25 protein-coding genes are annotated in these 21,257 nt (G+C 28.1%); 17 read left to right on the top strand and 8 right to left on the bottom strand.

Going from position 1 to position 21,257, the window contains the following annotated elements:
* Nucleotides 1-8: 8 nt before the first annotated feature.
* A complete protein-coding gene (locus DS884_RS10535; RefSeq protein ID WP_113786700.1) occupies nucleotides 9-815 on the bottom strand; it encodes a GLPGLI family protein in 807 nt (268 codons plus the stop codon).
* Nucleotides 816-1,075: 260 nt separating this feature from the next.
* On the opposite strand from DS884_RS10535, the gene DS884_RS10530 reads away from it, so the two are divergent.
* Complete coding sequence (locus DS884_RS10530; protein ID WP_113786699.1) at nucleotides 1,076-1,777, top strand: hypothetical protein; 702 nt, start codon at nucleotides 1,076-1,078, stop codon at nucleotides 1,775-1,777.
* A 27-nt stretch (nucleotides 1,778-1,804) separates the two neighbouring features.
* Here DS884_RS10530 and DS884_RS10525 read toward each other — a convergent pair whose 3' ends face one another.
* From DS884_RS10525 to holA, 3 genes are all read right to left on the bottom strand, one after another.
* The gene (locus tag DS884_RS10525) at nucleotides 1,805-2,497 is read right to left on the bottom strand and encodes a hypothetical protein (protein ID WP_113786698.1); all 693 of its coding nucleotides are present in this window, start codon (nucleotides 2,495-2,497) and stop codon (nucleotides 1,805-1,807) included.
* Between the two features lie 70 nt (nucleotides 2,498-2,567).
* Nucleotides 2,568-3,077, bottom strand: a complete 510-nt coding sequence (locus DS884_RS18730) for a Crp/Fnr family transcriptional regulator (protein WP_255414821.1) — start codon at nucleotides 3,075-3,077, stop codon at nucleotides 2,568-2,570.
* Nucleotides 3,078-3,148: 71 nt separating this feature from the next.
* Nucleotides 3,149-4,153 carry a DNA polymerase III subunit delta gene (gene holA / locus DS884_RS10515; protein ID WP_113786696.1) on the bottom strand — a complete coding sequence of 335 codons (1,005 nt, stop codon included), beginning with the start codon at nucleotides 4,151-4,153 and terminating at the stop codon, nucleotides 3,149-3,151.
* A gap of 56 nt (nucleotides 4,154-4,209) precedes the next feature.
* On the opposite strand from holA, the gene DS884_RS10510 reads away from it, so the two are divergent.
* The 3 genes from DS884_RS10510 (at nucleotide 4,210) to DS884_RS10500 (ending at nucleotide 6,325) form a co-directional block, all read left to right on the top strand.
* Nucleotides 4,210-4,653: a type I restriction enzyme HsdR N-terminal domain-containing protein gene (locus DS884_RS10510; protein ID WP_093868786.1), complete on the top strand. Its 444-nt coding sequence runs from the start codon at nucleotides 4,210-4,212 to the stop codon at nucleotides 4,651-4,653.
* Nucleotides 4,654-4,664: 11 nt separating this feature from the next.
* Complete coding sequence (locus tag DS884_RS10505; RefSeq protein WP_113786695.1) at nucleotides 4,665-5,222, top strand: nucleotidyltransferase family protein; 558 nt, start codon at nucleotides 4,665-4,667, stop codon at nucleotides 5,220-5,222.
* A 104-nt stretch (nucleotides 5,223-5,326) separates the two neighbouring features.
* Nucleotides 5,327-6,325, top strand: coding sequence for a glycosyltransferase family 2 protein (locus tag DS884_RS10500; protein ID WP_113786694.1), 999 nt, complete (start codon nucleotides 5,327-5,329; stop codon nucleotides 6,323-6,325).
* Between the two features lie 4 nt (nucleotides 6,326-6,329).
* Here DS884_RS10500 and DS884_RS10495 read toward each other — a convergent pair whose 3' ends face one another.
* Nucleotides 6,330-6,950 (bottom strand): L-threonylcarbamoyladenylate synthase, encoded by a 621-nt coding sequence (locus DS884_RS10495; RefSeq protein ID WP_093868789.1) that lies wholly within the window; start codon nucleotides 6,948-6,950, stop codon nucleotides 6,330-6,332.
* A 141-nt stretch (nucleotides 6,951-7,091) separates the two neighbouring features.
* Nucleotides 7,092-7,583, bottom strand: coding sequence for an IS1096 element passenger TnpR family protein (locus DS884_RS10490; RefSeq protein ID WP_093868790.1), 492 nt, complete (start codon nucleotides 7,581-7,583; stop codon nucleotides 7,092-7,094).
* A gap of 62 nt (nucleotides 7,584-7,645) precedes the next feature.
* Here DS884_RS10490 and DS884_RS10485 point away from each other — a divergent pair, with 62 nt between their 5' ends.
* Genes DS884_RS10485 through DS884_RS10475 form a run of 3 tightly spaced genes read left to right on the top strand, consistent with a single transcriptional unit; the run spans nucleotide 7,646 to nucleotide 9,950 of the window.
* Nucleotides 7,646-8,065, top strand: a complete 420-nt coding sequence (locus DS884_RS10485) for a PaaI family thioesterase (RefSeq protein WP_113786693.1) — start codon at nucleotides 7,646-7,648, stop codon at nucleotides 8,063-8,065.
* On the top strand, nucleotides 8,065-8,916 hold the full coding sequence (locus DS884_RS10480; RefSeq protein ID WP_113786692.1) for an alpha/beta fold hydrolase: 852 nt from the start codon (nucleotides 8,065-8,067) through the stop codon (nucleotides 8,914-8,916). The genes DS884_RS10485 and DS884_RS10480 overlap by 1 nt, the downstream gene beginning before the upstream one ends.
* Nucleotides 8,913-9,950 carry a chorismate-binding protein gene (locus DS884_RS10475; protein WP_113786691.1) on the top strand — a complete coding sequence of 346 codons (1,038 nt, stop codon included), beginning with the start codon at nucleotides 8,913-8,915 and terminating at the stop codon, nucleotides 9,948-9,950. Before DS884_RS10480 ends, DS884_RS10475 begins: the two co-directional genes overlap by 4 nt.
* A gap of 135 nt (nucleotides 9,951-10,085) precedes the next feature.
* On the opposite strand, the gene DS884_RS10470 is transcribed toward DS884_RS10475, so the two are convergent.
* The gene (locus tag DS884_RS10470) at nucleotides 10,086-10,448 is read right to left on the bottom strand and encodes a PUR family DNA/RNA-binding protein (RefSeq protein WP_093868794.1); all 363 of its coding nucleotides are present in this window, start codon (nucleotides 10,446-10,448) and stop codon (nucleotides 10,086-10,088) included.
* 81 nt (nucleotides 10,449-10,529) lie between these two features.
* On the bottom strand, nucleotides 10,530-12,284 hold the full coding sequence (locus DS884_RS10465) for an ABC transporter ATP-binding protein (RefSeq protein WP_113786690.1): 1,755 nt from the start codon (nucleotides 12,282-12,284) through the stop codon (nucleotides 10,530-10,532).
* Nucleotides 12,285-12,447: 163 nt separating this feature from the next.
* Here DS884_RS10465 and DS884_RS10460 point away from each other — a divergent pair, with 163 nt between their 5' ends.
* From DS884_RS10460 to DS884_RS10415, 10 genes are all read left to right on the top strand, one after another.
* On the top strand, nucleotides 12,448-13,548 hold the full coding sequence (locus DS884_RS10460) for a Glu/Leu/Phe/Val family dehydrogenase (RefSeq protein WP_093868796.1): 1,101 nt from the start codon (nucleotides 12,448-12,450) through the stop codon (nucleotides 13,546-13,548).
* A gap of 76 nt (nucleotides 13,549-13,624) precedes the next feature.
* Complete coding sequence (gene nusB, locus DS884_RS10455) at nucleotides 13,625-14,563, top strand: transcription antitermination factor NusB (protein ID WP_093868797.1); 939 nt, start codon at nucleotides 13,625-13,627, stop codon at nucleotides 14,561-14,563.
* Nucleotides 14,564-14,598: 35 nt separating this feature from the next.
* Nucleotides 14,599-15,060, top strand: a complete 462-nt coding sequence (locus tag DS884_RS10450) for a DUF1573 domain-containing protein (RefSeq protein ID WP_093868798.1) — start codon at nucleotides 14,599-14,601, stop codon at nucleotides 15,058-15,060.
* An 8-nt stretch (nucleotides 15,061-15,068) separates the two neighbouring features.
* A complete protein-coding gene (yajC, locus tag DS884_RS10445; protein ID WP_093868799.1) occupies nucleotides 15,069-15,389 on the top strand; it encodes a preprotein translocase subunit YajC in 321 nt (106 codons plus the stop codon).
* 60 nt (nucleotides 15,390-15,449) lie between these two features.
* A complete protein-coding gene (locus tag DS884_RS10440) occupies nucleotides 15,450-16,379 on the top strand; it encodes a YbbR-like domain-containing protein (RefSeq protein WP_113786689.1) in 930 nt (309 codons plus the stop codon).
* Nucleotides 16,379-16,966: a dephospho-CoA kinase gene (gene coaE, locus DS884_RS10435; protein WP_317047335.1), complete on the top strand. Its 588-nt coding sequence runs from the start codon at nucleotides 16,379-16,381 to the stop codon at nucleotides 16,964-16,966. Before DS884_RS10440 ends, coaE begins: the two co-directional genes overlap by 1 nt.
* A 112-nt stretch (nucleotides 16,967-17,078) precedes the next feature.
* Nucleotides 17,079-18,641, top strand: coding sequence for a sensor histidine kinase (locus tag DS884_RS10430; protein WP_093868802.1), 1,563 nt, complete (start codon nucleotides 17,079-17,081; stop codon nucleotides 18,639-18,641).
* A 14-nt stretch (nucleotides 18,642-18,655) separates the two neighbouring features.
* On the top strand, nucleotides 18,656-19,354 hold the full coding sequence (locus DS884_RS10425; RefSeq protein WP_093868803.1) for a response regulator transcription factor: 699 nt from the start codon (nucleotides 18,656-18,658) through the stop codon (nucleotides 19,352-19,354).
* Between the two features lie 110 nt (nucleotides 19,355-19,464).
* Entirely contained in the window at nucleotides 19,465-20,361 is an 897-nt protein-coding gene (locus tag DS884_RS10420) for an ABC transporter ATP-binding protein (protein ID WP_093868804.1), read from the top strand.
* A gap of 16 nt (nucleotides 20,362-20,377) precedes the next feature.
* Nucleotides 20,378-21,214, top strand: coding sequence for an ABC transporter permease (locus DS884_RS10415; protein WP_093868805.1), 837 nt, complete (start codon nucleotides 20,378-20,380; stop codon nucleotides 21,212-21,214).
* The last annotated feature ends 43 nt before the right edge of the window (nucleotides 21,215-21,257 follow it).

Below are 21,257 nucleotides of genomic sequence, written 5' to 3'. Positions count from 1 at the left end.
TATTTTAACTATCTCCTTCTTCTTCCTCTGTTATTTCTCATTTCAATCATTTTTCCTTTAATAGTTTTTTGGTATTCACTCTTTGTTATTTCTTTTCCTTTTTCAGGAGCCTCTATAATTATTTCTTCTTTAGGATTTAAAACTACTTTAGAACACAACATAATGGTATTTCCAGCTCCTACCTCAAGTATAAGTCCAGGTAATCCCCAATATTCTGCAGGACCATGGCTAACGGGTATCTGTGGTGTATACCAAGCTTCGACATCTGTCATTTTCACAGTTTCTTCTTTATCTTTACTTGGCCTTAAATCGCTCCATGAAAAATTATACCACGTTAACTCTAATGTTGGTATAGACGCAGTAGCCTTAAAACACAAATACTTTCCTATTTTTTTAGATTCTTTTCCAAGTTTCCACTTAATTACTTGCAACTTGTCTTTCACTAAAAATTTTTTCCCATAAAACTCTTGACTTTGTACCAATGTATTTTCTTTTACATTTTTGTATTGTTCTCCTTGTGTAAAATTTTTTCCCCAAGAATCTGTTGCTCCAGAAATAGCATCTAACTTATCTTCTTCCTTAAAATAAGATTCTTTTTTATTAAAATTTAATACATATGTTTTTTCTAATCTATTTTTTAAACGTGCTTGAATTTGCTTTTTCTGAGCTTCGCTCATTCTTGCTCCCCATCGGCCTAACTCCATTTTAGATTTAGAAAAATATACTGCTTGACCAGTAAACTCTTTTGCTGTTGGTTTAAAAGATACAAGAATGAAAAAAATAAGAAAACTTAATTTATAAAAAATTGGTTTCATAATGAGAGTTGATTTAATTTTTGTTTAACAAATATACATAAACATTAAACAAAACAATATTTCTTTAAAAAAATTTAACATTTACTCAGGATTTAAAGATACTAAAAACCAATATTTTATGCATGTTTAGTGAAGGTCTTAGAGTTAAAACATAGAGAAATCAATAAAACAATTATGTTAAAATTTGTTCATTTGGCTTAAATTTTGATGCTTCCTCAGCTTAAAATCACAAACCAAAAGCATTAAAAAAATCTAATTATATGGGTAAATTATCTTTTAGAGAAGCAAAAGAACTAGCATCAACTAAAAATTTAACTGATAAAACTTATTTTACTCCATTTGGAGGTGGGGTAAATAAGAAAGCATACGGAATTAACAATTCTCCTTGGATTGTATTGAGTGCTCCTAAATCAAAAGAGCGTTTAATTAAAGCAGAAATTGATCAAATTTTATCCCTTAAGAAAAATGGTGTTTACACACCTGACTTAGGAGTTTCAACTACTGATGAAGCTATTTTTGAGGTTCAAGAAAATACTGAGAAAAAAATTGCTTTTATTGAAGAAAAAATTGATGGATTTGAAATACCTAGAGCTGGCACCGCTTTTTCAGAAGATGAAGTTAAAAAATTCAGTATTCAAATTCTTAAATTTATAGCAACTCAACCTACTATAGAAGATGCTGAAATAAAAAGAGAAAATGCCATTAAAAGTATTGAGCTTTTAATTCCGCAAATTAAAAAAGCTGATGTTCCAGATTTTCAAGTACGATTTGATAACGCTACAGGTAAAATATTAACCTTAGATCCTGGTGATCCATTAAACTCTGAAAATGCTCAAGACAAACACTTAAGGTGGTTAAATTTTTGGCAAAAAGATTTAGCTGATAAACGCTACTTATCAAGACTTTGGAATGAACAACATCCAAATAATAAAGTAAATTCTAACGGAAGTAATTGGAAATAAAATTTCATTTTTTTAAACACCATTATTTTAATGGTGTTTTTTTAAATCATCTTTTATTTTATTTCTTAACACTATAATGTCAGTAATATGGGTGTAAATAACTATTGGTACAATTACCCCAGCCAACAATATAATTGGAAAGTACGCTATTCCTCTGTTGGGTACTGAATATCCAAACTTTGTATAAAATAACTCTTGTGATAAAAACCCATTAGTCAATATAAATAGTATAAAAACCAACCCTATTATATTCCAATACAGCAATAATTTATCACTTACTTTTTTAAAATTTAATAAAATAACTAATACAATTGAAGTAACACCAGGAATAATATCATAGTTCCATCCTTCATAAGTCATTTCAATAGGAATCCATTTATGCATTGCTAACTGAAACAATAAAAGTTCTACAGGAAATCGAAGAATATGAACAGCCGTACTCCATCGTAAATCTCTCTTTTGATAAACAACACTTCTATTAACCAGAAAAATGATAAAAAAAATTACAGGCAAAAGCACAAATAAAAATCTAGAAAAAACATCTCCTTCTTTAAAATGATATACTCCATTGTATGCCATTACAGAAATAAATACTATCCAAAAAATGATTAAAGCTTTAGTACTATTTTTTAATTGATTTGATTTTTCGAATAAGAAAAAAGCATAAAAAGTTATTATTAAAAAAGATACAGAAATATATATTGGTAAATTAGGAATCATAATTCATAAAATTAGATATCCAAAAATAATCTACTACGTAAAAAAAAATCTTGTCATATGACAAGAAATACTAGTTAGCTAACTCTTTTCTAATTCTACTTAACGATGTATCTGTTATTCCTAAAAAAGAAGCAATCTGCTTTAAAGGTGCTTTTTGGATAACTTCTGGTCTGTTTTTTAATAAGTTTTGATATCTATCAGTAGCAGTATCTGTTATCATTGCCAAACTTCTTTCTTTTAAGGCAAAGAAATTTTTAACCAAATGTTCTCTACCCCACTCTCTATATTTTTCAAACTCATTAAAGTGCTCATTAAAAACAGTAACGTGTTTACTCCACAAAATACAATCTGACAATGCTTGAATATATTCCTTAGATGGTAATTTTAAAAAAAATGAACTTTCTTCTATGATTAAACTGTTCTTTGAAAAAAAGTTAGTAGTAACCTCTTCTCCTTCATAATTTATAACAAATGAACGAATAAACCCATCAGTTATAAAATAATATGCATCAGAAATTTGACCTGCTTTTAAGAGAAAATCTCCTTTTTTTACAGTAGTTTTTTTATACCCTGAAGCAATACTTTCTAACTCGTTTTTTGTAAAACCTATCCCTTCAAACTCTTTTAATAAAAGATCATTATCATTCGTTATTAATGTAGAATTTTAAATAACAACTCTTTTAAAATGTCTGATTGTGGCATAGCATTAGCTCCAACCCCCTTACTTTTAACATCTGCATCTCTTAATAACCCTATTATTTGAGACACTTTTCGCATGGGGTAATTTCGTCCTGCAGTAGCATAATCATCAACAAAATAAGGATTCACACCCAAAGTTTTAGCTACTGACCCTTTAGATTTATCTTTTAAACCATGATACATAAGCATTTGTGTAAAAAAACTATTCAATAATGAAATAGTCATTACTAAAGGATTATTCTTAGGGTTTTGAGCAAAATAATTAATAATTCTATTTGCTTTAACCACATCTTTTTGACCTACAGCTTTTCTTAACTCAAAGTTATTAAAGTCTTTAGATATCCCTATATTCTCTTCTATATGAGAAGGATTAATAATTGTTTCAGCTGGTAATACAGAGATTAACTTATCTAATTCGTTACTTATTTTACTTAAATCTGTTCCTAAAAACTCAACCAACATCTGCGATGCTTTAGGTTCAATATTGTATTTTTTTCCTCCTAAAACCTTACGTATCCAATCTGCAACTTGGTTATCATACAACTTCTTGCTCTCGTAAATCAGGCCATTTTTAGCAATTGCTTTGTATGCCTTTTTACGTTTATCAAGTTTTTTGTATTTGTAATTAAAAACTAATACAGTAGTTGGCTGTGGATTACTGGCATAACTTTCAATTTTATCTATAGTCCTACTTAAATCTTGTGCTTCTTTTACGATAATTACTTGGCGATCTGCCATCATAGGATATCGTTTAGCTGATGATACTATTTCATCTATAGAAACATCTCTTCCATACATTACTACTTGATTAAACCCTTTTTCAGATTCGTCCAAAACATTTTTTTCAATGTATTCAGAAATTTTATCAATATAATACGGTTCTTCACCCATTAAAAAATAAATAGGCTTAAGAGCTCCGTTCTTTATATCATTAACTATATGTGTTACGTCGTTCATTTAAAATAAGTAAACAATTGAAAATTAAATATTGAAAGTTTTTATATTTTTGACTAATGCAAAAACTGAATTTACCTACATATCCTTTCAAGCTCAAAAGTAACGAAAATAAGACGCTTATTTTTGATAGTTTACGAAAAAAATACATGGTACTAACTCCTGAAGAATGGGTTCGTCAACATTTTGTTCAGTTTTTAATTAATGAAAAAAAATATCCAACAACTTTAATTGCAATTGAAAAACAACTTACCATTAACAATTTAAAAAAACGTACGGACATTGTTATTTTTTCCCCTAACGGAACCCCTAATATAATTGTAGAGTGTAAGGCTCCAAAAGTAAAAATAACACAAGCTACTTTTGATCAAATTGCTCGTTATAACCTAAAGCTAAATGCTCAATTTTTAATAGTTACCAATGGTTTGGAGCATTTTTATTGCATGTTAGATACCGAAAATGAACGTTATATCTTTTTAAAAGATATTCCTTCATATAATTAATATTGTTCTCCATGGCTTTTAACTTAACAACTGAATTAACATCAATAGTAGAGAATGATTCTTGGATGCTTAACATTTTAAAAATAGTAAGAGATTTAAATTTAACTGACTGCTGGATTGGTGCTGGTTTTGTAAGAAATAAAATATGGGATTATAAGCACAACAAAGAAAGGTCTTTATTAAATGACATTGATGTTATTTATTTTGATAATAATTCATTTACTAAAAATGGTGATTTCATAATTGAAGCTAAATTAACAAACATAAACTCAACAATAAATTGGTCAGTAAAAAATCAATTTAGAATGCATACTAGAAATGGGCATCCTCCTTATAAAAACTGTGAACATGCAATTTCATTTTGGCCTGAAACTGCAACCTCAATTGCTATACGCATAAACACTAATAATAAAATTGAATTTATTGCACCTTATGGTTTAAGTGATTTATTTAACCTTATAGTTAAACCAACTCCAAATTTTAATTTAACAGTTTATAGAAAAAGAATAAATGAAAAGTCTTGGAGAAAAAAATGGCCTCTATTATCTTTTTATAATTATATAGAATAGTTTTTATTCTTCTTTTCAATAACTGTATTTGATTCAACAATGATAGATTCAAATTAACAAATTATTACCTTTTAAAACCACTTTAAAAGTGTAAGTTTGCGAACTTGAAAACTGCAATAGTCATATTAAATTGGAACGGTAAAAAGCTTTTAGAACAGTTTTTACCATCTGTCGTAAATTTTAGTGAAAATGAAGCTGAAGTATATGTAGCCGATAATGCTTCTACAGATGATTCTATTCAATATATCAAAACTTATTATCCATCAGTGAAAATTGTTAAAAACACAACTAATGGTGGTTATGCAAAAGGCTATAACGATGCCTTAAATTTTATAGATGCTGATATTTATTGTTTATTAAATTCAGACATTGAGGTTACTCAAAACTGGCTAACTCCTATTTTAGAGGTTTTTAAGAATGATAAAAATACTGCTATTATTCAACCTAAACTGCTAGATTTCAAAGATAAAACCAAATTTGAATATGCAGGAGCTGGTGGTGGTTTTATTGATTTATTTGGATATCCTTATTGTCGCGGACGTGTTTTTAATAATTTAGAAACTGATACTGGTCAATTTAACGATACTACTTCAATATTCTGGGCTTCTGGAGCATGTATGTTTATTCGTTCTGAAGTATACCATAACTTAGACGGTTTTGACGAAGATTATTTTGCGCATCAAGAAGAAATTGACTTATGCTGGCGTGCTCAAAATGAAGGTTATCAAATTAAATATGTTGGTCTTTCTACAGTTTACCATGTTGGTGGAGCTACTTTGCAAGAGAGCAATCCACATAAAACATTTTTAAACTTCAGAAATAGTTTACTAAACGTTGTTAAGAATGTACCAAAGCAATGGTTTTTATTTGTTGTTTTTTCTCGTTTAGTTTTAGATGGTATAGCAGGACTTAAATTTCTTTTAGAATTAAGGCCAATACATACCTTGGCAATTTTAAAAGCTCATTTTAGTTTCTACGCTAATTTTTTTAAGTTTTTAGGAAAGCGACGTACTCTACAAAAAAAATCAAATTACAACCTACATACTTCTATTGTTTGGCAGTATTTTGGTTTAGGTAGAAAAAAGTTTAAAGACTTACATTAAACTATTACAAAATATCTAAACTTCCTTTACCTTCTCTTATTACTTCAGGATAATCATCAGTTAAATCAATCACTGTTGAAGCGTAATTATCTCCATAACCTCCATCAACTACAACATCTACAATATTTTGCCATTTTTCAAAAATTAACTCAGGATCAGTTGTATATTCTATAATTTCATCTTCATCATGAATTGAAGTAGAAACAATTGGGTTTCCAAGAGCTTCTACAATAGCCCTTGCTATTGTATTATCTGGAACTCGAATACCTACCGTTTTTCGTTTTTTAAATACTTTTGGTAATGAATTACTTCCCGGTAAAATAAAAGTATAAGGTCCTGGTAATGCTCTTTTTAATATTTTATATGTAGGTGTGTTAATTTGCTTTACATAATCAGATAAGTGACTCAAATCATTACATATAAATGAAAAATTAGCCTTTTCTAATTTTACACCTTTAATTTTAGCTATTTTTTCTAAAGCTTTTGTGTTTGTTATATCACATCCTAATCCATAAACGGTATCGGTAGGATAAATTATTATCCCTCCATTTTGTAAAACCTTTACAACCTTACTTATTTCTTTTGGATTAGGGTTTTCATTATATAACTTAATAAACTGTGCCATACTATAAAGGTACTATATTATACATAAAACTCAATATTTTTCATTTAAATAAAATACTATTAATTAATGTCTAAAAAAATGACAAATCCCTTATTTTATATAAAATAAGGGATTTGTCATTTTTAAATTTTAGATTACATATTAATAGTTATCAAAATCAAAATCATCTAAGCTTTCAAATTCGTCTTTAAAATCATCATTAAGACCTGAATGTATATCTTCAGCTTTAAATTCTTTGTCAGGAGCTTCAGTTGGAACTTCACCTACAGATAATATTACTTTGTTTTCAGAAATATTTTCATCAGTTTGATCTATTAATTCAATATAGAAAGTCCACATATGTAAAAAGTCATATACATAAATAAGCTTATCATTTGTATTACGCAACGTTTCGTGCACCATACAAATTGCCATTGACAAACCTTCTCCTGCCTCTGCCATATTAAACAATGGAATTTCCTCTCCTTGGTTCCACTCTTCATCTGTACGATAAAAAGAAGCCATTTCTTGCCCATCAAAACCAAATGCTTTAGCTACTGAAAAATGTAATTCTTCCAAAGATTTCTTTTCATCAATCAACAAAGTTCTTATTACATCTTCTTGTGTATCTAATATTGCACGTACTTTATACATTCTCTTGTTTTTTATGGGTACAAAAATACGTATTTTTGGGTGATTTTACTCTAGCATTTATTATGGATAAGCAACAGACTCTTGATAAACTTAATAGTTTTAATAAAAACACCCTAATGGAGACTTTAAATATTGAGTTTACAGACGTAGGTGATGATTTTTTAACCGCAAAAATGCCTGTTAATTCTAAAGTTCACCAACCCTATGGTATTTTACATGGAGGAGCTACTGCTGCATTAGCTGAAACTGTTGGTAGTTGTGCCTCTGGCTTTTTATTTATTGATACTAAAACTCAAATTGCCAAAGGACTAGAACTTAGTATTAACCATATTAAAAGCAAAAAAGAAGGAATTGTTTTTGCCACTGCAAAACCAATTCACAGGGGTAAAACTACTCATTTATGGGAAGTTAAAATTGTTGATGAATATCATAACCTAATTTCTATTTGTAAAATCACTAATATTATATTATCAAAAAAATAATGAGAAAACTCAAAAAATTTCTTAAAATAACAAGTATCATTTTTTGTTTTCTTCTAATAGGAGTCTATACACTTTTTGTTTATTTTTCTTCTCCTGATTCAGATAAAGATTTACTAGAAAAGTTTGATAAGTTTCCTCAAAAACCAATTATACAACATCAAAAATATAAAAACTTTAATTACAGAACTCTAAAAATTATTAAAGACACTAGTTTGCCTACGTTAGTATTTATTCATGGGACTATTGGGTCATGTAGTAATTTTGTTAAATATATGTCTGATAACGAACTACTAGAAAAGTTCAATATGATTTCTTATGATCGAATTGGGTATAATTACAACGATAAATATCATGTTCAAGAAAGTATTTCTTTTGAAAAAGACTTGGTTGAAGATTTAGTTAAAAACATTCCTTCAGAAAAAATAATACTCGTTGGCTATTCCTATGGAGGTCCTATAGCCTTAGCTGTAAAAAAGAAACTTAATAAAATTATACTATTAGCTCCTGCGGTACATAGTAAGGTAGAACCTATGCCTTGGGCTTTAAATTTTTATAAATGGAAATTAACTAGGTGGTTAGTTCCTAAAATATGGAAGGAAGCTTCTAAAGAAAAGATTTCTCATATTAGAGACTTACAGAATTTTGAACAAAACTGGAAATCTACAGCTAATACAATTACTAGTATTCATGGTAATTCTGATTGGATTGTTCCTTATAGTAATTCTGAATTTTTACAAAATCAGTTCCCTAAGGAACAATTTGAATTAATCACAATTCAAAACGCTGGTCATGATTTAGTTTGGAGTGAATTTCCAATTATTAAACAACAACTTTTAAATTTATCAAATTGAGCATTTTTATCCATATTGAAAAATCCTTTAAAGAAGGACTTCCTTTTGTTTCATATAGAAAACCTAATAGTAAAAAGATTAGCGCGTTTTTTCAAAAAGATACTTCTTTAAATATTATTGATGAATATTCAAATAGTGGATTTGTTTTTGCCCCATTTAATAATACTGATGATGCTGTTTTTATTCCAAAAGAATCATCTATCTATATAGAAGAAGAACAACCTATATTTGATTTTAAACTACATTCTAAAAATACTTCAATTAACTATTTATCTAAAGAAAATCATATTGACTTAGTAAAAAAAGGAATTGACGCTATTAATAACAATGACTTTCAAAAAGTTGTTTTATCAAGAAAGGAACTTGTTGAATTAGCAAATTTTGATTGTTTAGTTGTTTTTAAAAACCTGCTGTCTATTTACGCCAATGCAATGGTATATGTTTGGTTTCATCCAAAGGTAGGTTTATGGCTTGGCGCTACTCCTGAAACACTTGTTAAAATAGATGGAAATTCATTTGAAACAATGTCACTTGCTGGTACACAACCCTACCAAGAAAATGAAAATGCAATTTGGAATCAGAAAGAAATTGATGAACAACAATTTGTTACTGATTATATAGTTGAAAAATTAACTCCAATAAGTGAAAGCATACATACAGGTAAAACAGAAACCATAAAGGCAGGGAGTATTTTACATTTAAAAACTAAAATAACAGGAACTTTTAAAGTTAAAAACTCTAAACTCATAGCTGCTTTACATCCAACTCCTGCGGTTTGTGGGTTACCAAAAGAAGAATCTAAAAATTTTATTCTTAAAAATGAGCTCTATAAACGATCATATTACACAGGTTTTCTTGGAGAATTAAATAACAACGAAAAACAAACTCAGCTTTTTGTTAATTTACGTTGTATGCAAATTATAAGTAACAATGCTATTATTTATATAGGAGGAGGAATTACTAAAGATAGTATTCCTGAAAAAGAATGGGAAGAAACTGTAGCAAAAGCTTTAGTTATGAAGAAAGTTCTATAAAAAAAACCACCAAATTAAACATAAGTTATTGGTGGTTTTATTGTGTAAATTGAATTTGAATTGAAATTTTAAAGTCTAAATACAACACAGAATAAAAGTCTCTGTCAAATCTTTAAACTAAAGTAACTTCAGTACTTATATATCATCAAAAGAAACATCTGTAAAACTATCAGTTGATGCTTCAGCTACAGCTTCAGTTTCTTCCTTTTTGTAATCTTTTTGGTGACGTTCACTAATAACTTCTTCACCTTTTTCTTTTACTATATAATCAGTAGCTTTATCTAACATTTCTCTAAAGTCAGAAAAATCTTCTTTGTATAAGTAAATTTTATGTTTTTGGTAATGAAAAGAACCATCATCATGAGTAAATTTCTTACTTTCTGTAATAGTTAAATAGTAATCATCTGCTTTTGTAGACCTAACATCAAAAAAATAGGTTCTTCTTCCAGCTCTTAAAACCTGTGAAAAAATTTCTTCTTGTTCAACTCTCTCGCTCATAATTCTTGTCTTAAGTAATAGTTGTTTGTTTAAATTTGCTCAACAAATCTAACAAAATATTTTAGGTAACAATACGAAACCTTAGATTTCTTTTTCTAAAAGTTGTTGGTTATACAATTCTTTATAGTAACCATCTTCTTCTATTAACTGATTATGAACCCCTTGTTGCACTATTTCTCCTTCGTCTAATACAATAATTTTATCAGCATTTTTGGCTGAAGAAACTCTATGACTGATTATGAAAGTTGTCTTGTTTTTTGAGACTCTTTCTAAATTTGATAATATTTTTTCCTCTGTTTCTGTGTCTACAGCTGATAAACAATCATCGAAAATTAAAATTTTCGGATTCTTTATAATAGCTCTTGCAATTGAAGTTCTTTGCTTTTGACCTCCCGATAAAGTAACACCACGCTCTCCTAAAATAGTTTCATAACCATTTTTAAATTCTGCTATATTATCATGAATTACGGCATTTCTTGCAGCAGCTATTATTTCTTCTTTACTGGCATCTTCTTTTCCGAATTTTATATTATTCTCTATTGTATCAGAAAATAAAAAAGGATCTTGTGGTACAAAGCCTATTTGATTTCTTATGTCGTACAAATTGCTGTCTAGTATATTAACATCATCTATTAACACCTCACCTGTTGAAGTATCATACAATCTAGATATCAAGTTTACTATAGTAGATTTACCACTACCAGTTTTCCCTAAAATAGCTATTGTTTCACCTTGTTCAACAGTAAAACTTATATTTTTTAATGCAGTAATATTAGTATCATCATACGTGAGTGTTACATTATTAAACACAACCTTTCCATTAACCTCAGTATTCGTTTTTACATTATTCTTAATTTCTGGAACTTGCTCTAAAAATTCATTTATTCTTTGCTGAGAAGTTTCGGCCTGTTGAACTATTGAGGTAACCCAACCTACTATTGCGACGGGCCAGGTAAGTATATTTACATATAAAAAGAACTCTGCTATAACTCCTATTTGAACTTCCCCATTTATATATTGCTGTCCACCTACATATAATACAATGATATTACTTATACCAATTAGCAAAATCATTAAAGGGAAAAACAATGCTTGGATTTTATGTAATTCAATATTTTTTTCTTTACTAACATCTGCTAAAGCATCAAAATTAGTAATTACAGCTTTCTCAATTGCATAGGATTTAACTACATTAATTCCTGAAAAAAACTCTTGATTAAACGTTGTTAGTTTAGATAAATACTTTTGTACAATAGCACTTTTTTTATTTATCTGTCTACTTAATACAAAAATTGAAATTGATAAAACTGGAAAAGGTATTAAAGTGTACATTGTTAATGTAGCATCAATTTGTATCATTTGTGTAAAGCCCACTATAAACAATACAATCATATTTATAGAATACATAATAGCTGGACCAAAATACATACGCACTTTAGAAACATCTTCACTTATCCTATTCATTAAATCACCTGTCCTATTTTTTTTATAAAAATTAATTGATAAATGTTGATATTGTTTATATATCTCATTTTTCAAATCAAACTCAATTAATCTAGACATAACGATAATCGTTTGCCTCATTAAAAATGTAAAAAAACCAGCAATTAATGTAACTATAATTATAAAGAATACATTATACAATAATTCTTTCTTTACAACCGCTAAATCTTTAATATCTCCATTTATATAATTCTCTACAACGTTTAATGAATCTCTAATTATTGCAGGTATTCTTAATGCTAGAAGTTTAGATAACACCGTTATAACGATACCAGCTAATAATCTCCATTTGTATTTTATAAAATATTTGTTTAAGTATTTTAATGCTTTCAAAGTTACTTTTAATTTTAAAATAAAAATTCAATCTAAAACCCTGTTAATTGTTAAAGATAATACAATTATGGAGTGTTTTTTTGATTATGTTTTAACGATTTCATACTTTTGCCTTCTAATTTTTTGAGATTAATAAAATAAGCTCAAAACTAAAAAACATTAAATGACATCAGAAATCATTGATTCTAAGGACCTTAAAAACGACCCTGTATTTGGTCAATTATCTTTTGACAACCATGAACAAATCGTTTTTTGCAACGACGAAGATACAGGTTTAAAAGCAATAATTGGTATTCATAATACAACTTTAGGACCTGCTTTAGGAGGTACTAGAATGTGGCAATACAAAAGTGAATGGGAAGCTTTAAATGATGTATTACGTTTATCTCGTGGTATGACTTTTAAATCTGCCATAACAGGATTAAACCTTGGTGGTGGTAAGGCTGTTATAATTGGTGATGCTAAAACACAAAAGAACGATAACTTGATGCGCAAGTTTGGTGAGTTTGTTAATTCTTTAAGTGGAAAATATATCACTGCAGAAGATGTAGGAATGGAAACTCGCGATATGGATATTATTCGTGAAGTTACTCCTCATGTAACTGGTGTATCAGAATCTATAGGTGGATCAGGTAATCCATCTCCTGTAACTGCTTATGGTGTATACATGGGTATGAAAGCTGCTGCTAAATACAAGTTTGGATCTGATAACTTAGCAGGTAAAAAAATATTAGTTCAAGGAGTTGGTCATGTTGGTGAAACTTTGGTTAAGCACATAACTGATGAAGGAGCAAAAGTAATATTAAACGACATTAGTGAAGCTCGCCTAGAAGAGTTAAGTAAAAAATACAATGCTAATGTAGTACTAGGTAATGATATTTATGGTTTAGATGTTGATATTTATGCTCCTTGTGCATTAGGTGCCACTTTAAACGACACAACCATTAATCAATTACAAGCAAAAGTTGTTGCTGGTGCTGCAAATAACCAACTAGCTAATGAAATTAAGCATGGTAAGTTACTACAAGAAAAAGGGATTGCTTATGCCCCTGATTTTTTAATTAATGCTGGAGGTATTATAAATGTTTATGCAGAAGTAGCTGGATACGGTAAAGATGAAAGTAAAAAAAGAACTGAAAATATTTACAATACTACTTTAGAAATCTTTGATTTAGCACAAAAAGAAAACATTACTACTCATAGAGCTGCTTTAAATATTGCTCAAGCAAGAATTAATGCACGTAAAAAAGAACAAAATAGTTAAATAGAAAAAATAAAAGTTTTACTTTTGCAGAGCGTTAGAAATTAATCTATCGCTCTTTTTTTTAAAGTTCTTTAAAATGATAAATAGGAGACATATTCGAGTTAAAGTAATGCAATCTGTTTATGCTATGCAGCAATCAAACAGCGATGATTTAATTAGAGAAGAAAAGTTTTTAAAACATAGCATTCAAAAAATGTTTGACTTGTATGTTTTAAACCTTCAATTACTTATTGAAATACAGAAGTTAGCTCGTAAAAGAATTGAACTTTCAAAAAAGAAAATCTTAGCTACTAAAGAAGATTTAAACCCCAACCAAAAATTTATTAATAATAGACTTATAAACTTGCTTTCAGAAAGCGTTAGTTTAGATAGTTATGTTGAATTAAATAATTTAAATTACTGGGATTTAGATGACAAATATGTTCAAATAATTTTTGATGAGTTACTAGCTAGTGAATTGTATTCAAAATATATGGACACAGTTGAAGATTCATATAATGTTGATCGTAGTTTTGTTATCAGTTTTTTTAGAGAAATAATAGCTCCAAATGAAAAAATAGCAGATTATTTTGAAGATAAAATGATTTCTTGGGTAGATGATATGCCATTTGTTAATACTTGGGTATTAAAAACACTTAATAAACAGAGCCCTAAAAATCCTTTTATACTAGGAAGCCTTTATAAAGATAATGACGACAAGCAATTTGTATCAGATTTATTTAACAAAACAATGCTGAATCATCATAAATATGAAGACCAAATTAAGGAAAAGACTCCTAATTGGGAAACAGATAGAATAGCAGATATTGATATGATATTAATCAAAATGGCTATCACTGAATTTTTACATTTCCCTTCAATACCTAGTAGGGTTACAATTAATGAATTTATAGAGCTAGCTAAAGACTATTCTACAAATAAAAGTGGTTATTTCATTAATGGTGTTTTAGATAAACTAGCGAAAGATTATCTTGCTTCAAATGCAATGGTAAAAATTGGTAGAGGTTTATTATAATAAATTAGTATTTTTACACTAAATAATTTTTAAAAATGAAAAAAACAATATTAACCTTGGCTGTTGCAATCTCTTCATGTTTTTTAATTTCATGTGCAGAGGGAAATGCAAAATCAAAAATTAAAAAAGAAAATATAGCTAGCGCCCTAAAAAGAGATAACGATATTAGTAAGGGAGCTCCAATTGCTAAATTTGACAAAGAAGTTTATGACTTTGGAAAAGTAGCAGAAGGAGACATTGTTGAAACAACTTTTGTTATTACAAATACAGGTAAATCTGATTTAGTTATTACAGACGCTAAAGCTACTTGTGGGTGTACTGTTCCTGTATGGCCAAAAGATCCTATTGCCCCAGGTAAAACTGCTGATATAAAAGTTAGTTTTAATACAAATGGAAAACCAAATAAACAATCAAAATCTGTTACTTTATCTACTAATACAGAAAATGGTAGAGAAGTAATTAAAATATCTGGGATGGTAACTCCTAAAGAAAAATAAAAACAACTATGTTAACACAAACATTTTTTTTACAAGCTAGTGGTGGCGGAATAATGAGCATGCTTCCTTTTATTTTAATGATTGGAGTTTTATATTTTTTTATGATTCGCCCTCAAATGGCACGTCAAAAGAAAGAGAAAAAATTCCAAGTTTCAATTCAAAAAGGAACTAAAGTTGTTACTTCTAGTGGAATTCATGGTAAGATTGTTGAAATTAATGATAATGACAATACGGTGTCCATTGAAACAGGTGCTGGTAAAATAAAATTTGAACGATCAGCTATATCTTTAGAACTTAGTAAAAAGTACAATACGGAAGTAAAAAAATAACAACCAATATCCAAGTGAGCTTTTTAGCTCACTTTTTCTTTATTAACCTATTTTATTATAGTGAAAAAAGCTTTTAACATACCCAAATCATTTATAGGATTTCTAATAGCTTCCTTATTTTTTTGGCTATTAATAAATCTTTCTAAAGAATATACTACTGAAGCTTCTTTTCTTGTTAATTACAAAAATTTAGAATTAAACAAAATAATGCTTAATTCTCCAGAAGAAAATATTATTATCAATATAAAAGGCAGTGGTTTTAAACTAATAACAACTCGCTTCTCTAAAAAGATAATTACACTAGATTTAAAAAAACTTCAAAAAAAATTAGGAGAGAATTATTTTCTTCTAACTAAAAACCACAACGCTGAAATTCAAAAACAATTAAAATCTGGAATCAAACTAATTTCAATCCAAAAAGACTCTATTCAATTTAAAATAAACCAATTGAACTCTAAAAAAGTCCCTATTAAAGCAAACTTGAATATTACTTTCAAAAAAGGATTTGATTTAAATACTCCATTAAAAATAACTCCAGACTCTATTCTTCTTTCTGGAACAAAAAAAAGCTTAGAAACTATTAATGTTATTTACACAGAAAAGAAAGATTTGATTAATATTTCTGAAAGTACCACTAAAAAATTAAATTTAGTTATTCCTGAAAAAATTAGAGTAAAAAACAACAATGCAACTGTAAGTTTTGATGTTGACAAATTCACTGAAGGTGAAATAGAAGTGCCTATTACCATAAAAAATTCACCAGAAAAAGAAAGCATTAATATTTTTCCAAAAACTGTAATTATTACATACAAAGTTGGCTTAAAGAACTTTAACCGAATCAACACTAATTCTTTTGATGTTTCTTGTGATTACAAGCTTACCAAAAAAAATAACTTGACATATTTAGTGCCGCATTTGAATGTAAAAACTAACTTAGTTTCTTCAGTGAGAATGATTCCAAATAAAATAGATTTTTTAATACATAAATAATGGTTATAGGACTTACAGGAGGCATAGGAAGCGGTAAATCAACTGTTGCAAAATTATTTTCTAAATTCAATAATATTGCCATATACAATGCAGATTTAGAAGCTAAGAAACTGATGAATACTTCTTCTGAAATAAAAAACAAACTCATCAAAGAATTTTCTAATGAAGTTTACAAAAGCAATCAATTAAACAGACCTTTTCTGGCTAATATTGTTTTTAATAACAATGAGAAATTAAATTCACTAAACAGTATTGTTCACCCAGTTGTACATAACCACCTGAATAATTTTATAAAAATCAACAATAACAAAGAATATATTCTTTACGAAAATGCTATCTTATTCGAGAATAAAAGTAATCTATTTTGCGACAAAATAATTACAGTTACGGCTCCTATAAAAACTAGAATTCAACGAGTTATAAAGAGAGATAACAGCACCTATGAAGATGTAGAAAAAAGAATCAACAACCAATGGAAAGATTCAAAAAAAATAATACAATCTCACTACGTAATTCACAACTTATCTTTAAATGAAACTGAAAAGGAAATTTCAAGAATTCATAATTTTTTAACAAACACGAAGTAATTACTTAGCTTTTTTTAGGGTTTTTTCTTAAATTTTTCTTAAATTTAAGAAATGTTTGTTAATCTAAGTTAAAAGGAAATTACACCTCATTTTATTAATTTATTTTTGACTAATGGGTAAAAAAATTTTTATTCTTATTGTTGTTTTAATGAGCATCTCATTAATAGGAATTATATCCGTACAAGTATACTGGATAAAAGACGCTATTAAAAATAAACGACAACAATTTGAAAACGATGTAACAATTTCTCTAGCGAGAACATCTGAACGGATTAAAGAACGAGAAGAAAATGAAGCTTACAATGAGTATAGTAAATTTTTAGAAACTGATAGATACAGAACAGATGCGGAAGTAAAGAATTTCCTATTTAAACAAATAGATACAACGGGTAATAAAAGTTTTATTTTCGGAACTTACGTTGAAGAGAATTACAAAATACCTACTGGGTTTTCTGTAAATGATTCAACTTTTATAAAAAAAATAACTGGGAAACAAGATTTTTTATTTGTTCAATCTATAAACTCTAAAAATGATTTTTCAGCTAATTATAATGAAAAACGTTTTTCTTCATACAAAAGATATGATAATTGGGATAAATTACAATATTCTGAAATGTTTAAACAAAGAAAACGTTTTTATCCCATACACAAAAGAGTTAGTAATAAAGAACTAAATAACACATTAAAAGAAGAGCTAAGTAAACGAAATATAACTCAGAATTTCAAATATGGAGTATATGAAGACGGATTTGCAACCCCTTTAAAATCAGGTTATTTTAACATTCAACCAAATGATAACTTTTACTATCCCCTTTTAGAAGATGAAAACGGAAACAGTAAATATAAATTATATATAAAATTTCCTGATAAAGAAAAAAACATGTTATCAGGCATGATGAAAATTTTATTATTGTCATTATTGTTTATTGGTATAATTATTGCAGCGTTTTCAACTTCGTTATATCAATTGGTAAGACAAAAAAAGATTTCAGAAATAAAGACTGATTTTATAAATAATATGACTCACGAATTTAAAACACCTATTGCTACTATTAATTTAGCTTTAGACGCCATTAAAAACCCAAAAATCATTAATGATGAAAGCAAGGTTAAAAGGTATGTACAAATGATTCGTGACGAAAATAAACGCATGCATGGACAAGTTGAAAATGTATTACGAATTTCGAGGCTAGAAAAAAATCAGCTAGATATTAGTAAGGATGCTGTTGACATTCACGACATTGTAGACGAAGCTATTGAACATATACAATTATTAGTTAATAGTAAAAATGGTGTTGTAAAAACTCATTATAAAGCTATATCAACTGAAGTTCTAGGAAATCAATTTCATTTAACAAATGTATTGGTTAACATACTTGAAAATGCAGTTAAGTATTCAGAAAATTCACCAAAAATTGATGTTTTTACTGAAAGCACAAATAAAAATTTTATTTTAAAGATAAAAGACGAAGGAATTGGAATGAGTAAAAATGCTCAAAAATATGTTTTCGATAAATTTTATAGAGAGCATAAAGGAAATATTCATAATGTAAAAGGTCATGGTTTAGGGTTAGCTTATGTTAAAGAGATAATTGATAGCCACCAAGGTACCGTTTATGTTGAGAGTGAAAAAAGTAAAGGAAGTACGTTTACAGTAAAATTACCATTAATATAAAATGAAAGGATACAATGGGAAGTAAAAAAATTCTATTAGTAGAAGACGATCCAAATTTTGGAACCGTTCTTAAAGATTATTTAGCCCTTAACGATTACAATGTAACTCACGCTAAGGATGGAATTGACGGATTAATAATGTTTAAAAATGCAGAGTATGATTTGTGTATTTTAGATGTTATGATGCCTAGAAAAGATGGATTTTCTTTAGCAGAAGACATTCGTACAACGAATAAAGAAATTCCTATTATTTTTTTAACAGCAAAAACATTAAAAGAAGATGTTTTAAGAGGTTATCAAGTGGGGGCTGATGATTACTTAAATAAACCTTTTGATTCAGAAGTTTTATTGCATAAAATAAAGGCAATATTACAACGTAAAGAAAATGAAAAGTCAACAGAAAGTGAAGAATTTGAATTTAAGATTGGTAAATTTGACTTTAACTCAAAACTTCGTCATTTAATTTTCAATCAGGGTGAAGCACAGAAACTATCGCCTAAAGAAAGTAAACTTCTTAGAATGTTAGCTATTCATAAAAATGATTTAATGCCTAGAGAATTAGCATTAACAAAAATATGGAGAGATGATAATTATTTTACATCACGAAGTATGGATGTATATATTGCTAAACTTAGAAAGTATCTAAAAAGTGATGAACATGTTGAAATATTAAATATTCATGGTGAAGGTTTTAGGTTAATAGATAAATCATAACTTTTCACAAAGAAAATAAAAAAAGCTTCCTTATATTAGGAAGCTTTTTTATTTGTAACAAAAAACAAAAATAATCGTCATATAATTATAACTAACAAAAACCAAACAATTTGGAAACCATCTTATCTATTAAAGATTTAAACAAAAATTACGGAAAAATACAAGCCGTTAAAAATTTATCTTTTGATATTATAAAAGGTAACATTTATGGTATTTTAGGTCCTAACGGAAGTGGAAAATCAACAACTTTAGGTATTATACTAAATGTAGTAAATAGAACTTCAGGATCATTTAGCTGGTTTAATGGCAACATATCTACACACAAAGCATTAAAAAAAGTTGGAGCTATTATAGAGCGCCCTAATTTTTACCCATATATGACTGCCCGTCAAAATTTACAATTGATTTGCCAAATAAAGGGTGTTTCCTATGATAAAATAAATGACACCTTAGAAACTGTAAATTTATTTGAGAGAAAAGATGATAAATTTAGGACATATTCATTAGGTATGAAGCAACGTTTAGCTATAGCATCAGCCTTATTAAATGATCCTGAAATATTAATTTTAGACGAACCTACTAACGGGCTGGATCCTCAAGGAATTCATGAAATTCGCCAAATAATAAAAAAAATAGCCGAAAACGGAACCACCATATTACTAGCATCTCACCTACTTGATGAAGTAGAAAAAGTATGCACGCACGTTATTGTTTTGCAGAAAGGAGAAAAATTATATAGCGGAAGAGTTGAAACAATGGTTGCCTCTAATGGTATTATAGAAATTAAAACAGAAGAAAATATTGAAAACACTATAAATGTTCTTAAAAACTACCATGAAACTGCAAGTGTTAATGTAGATGGAGATTTGATTATTGTTCAACTAGAGAATGATATTTCTTCAGCGACTCTTAATAAATATTTATTTGAGAATAACATAACTATATCTCACCTTGTAAAACGCAAGCCTAGCTTAGAACAACAGTTTCTAGATTTAACCAACAACTAAAATAAACAATCTACATATGTTTCGTCTTTTAAACATTGAATTTCATAAATTAAAACATAACAAAGCCAGTAGAGTATTATCTATTATTTATTTTGGCTTACTAACCTCTATTGCTCTAATAGCTGCTATAAAATTTAATATCGGTACTTTCAAGCTTCATTTAGCTGAGCAAGGAATTTTTAACTTCCCATATATCTGGCACTTTAATACTTTTACTGCTTCAATATTCAAATTTTTTCTATTACTCGTTATCGTTTCAATGATGGCTAATGAATATAGCTATAAAACGCTAAAACAAAATCTTATAGATGGTTTAAGCAAAAAAGAGTTTATTCTTTCAAAATTCTATGCTGTTGTAACTTTTGCCTTTATTTCTACTATTTTTGTTTTTATTGTTTCTATTGTTTTAGGATTAATTTATTCTGATTTCAATGAACTTTCTATCATTTTTTCAGATTTAGAATACTTGGTTGCTTTCTTTGTTAAATTGGTTGGTTTTTTCTCTTTTGGATTATTCTTGGGGATTTTGATAAAAAGATCCGCTTTTGCAGTCGGAGCTATGATTGTTTGGTATTTAACAGAATGGTTAATTTATGGTGTTTTAGGCTGGAAAGTTGTTTCTAACTGGGATACAGCTCAAAGTATTAAGAATTTCTTACCACTAGAGTCTATGCAAAATCTTATAATTGAACCAGGTTCAAGATTAGGTGCTGTAAAATCTATCGCAAGTCAAATAGGGCAAAACTTCACAAAAGATTACTCTGTTAGCTTCACAAATATTTTAATTGTACTGGCATGGAGTGGTATTTTTATCTATGCTTCGTTCATTTTGTTAAAAAAACGGGATTTATAGAGGGTTTTAAGTAACTTAGTTGTTATATATTAGCAAGAAATTA

Source organism: Tenacibaculum sp. E3R01 (assembly GCF_003318185.1).
In the GTDB taxonomy this organism is placed as follows: Bacteria; Bacteroidota; Bacteroidia; order Flavobacteriales; family Flavobacteriaceae; genus Polaribacter; species Polaribacter halocynthiae.
The sequence above is the reverse complement of the archived record's forward strand: the minus strand, read 5'-3'. Positions and strand labels throughout refer to the sequence as shown.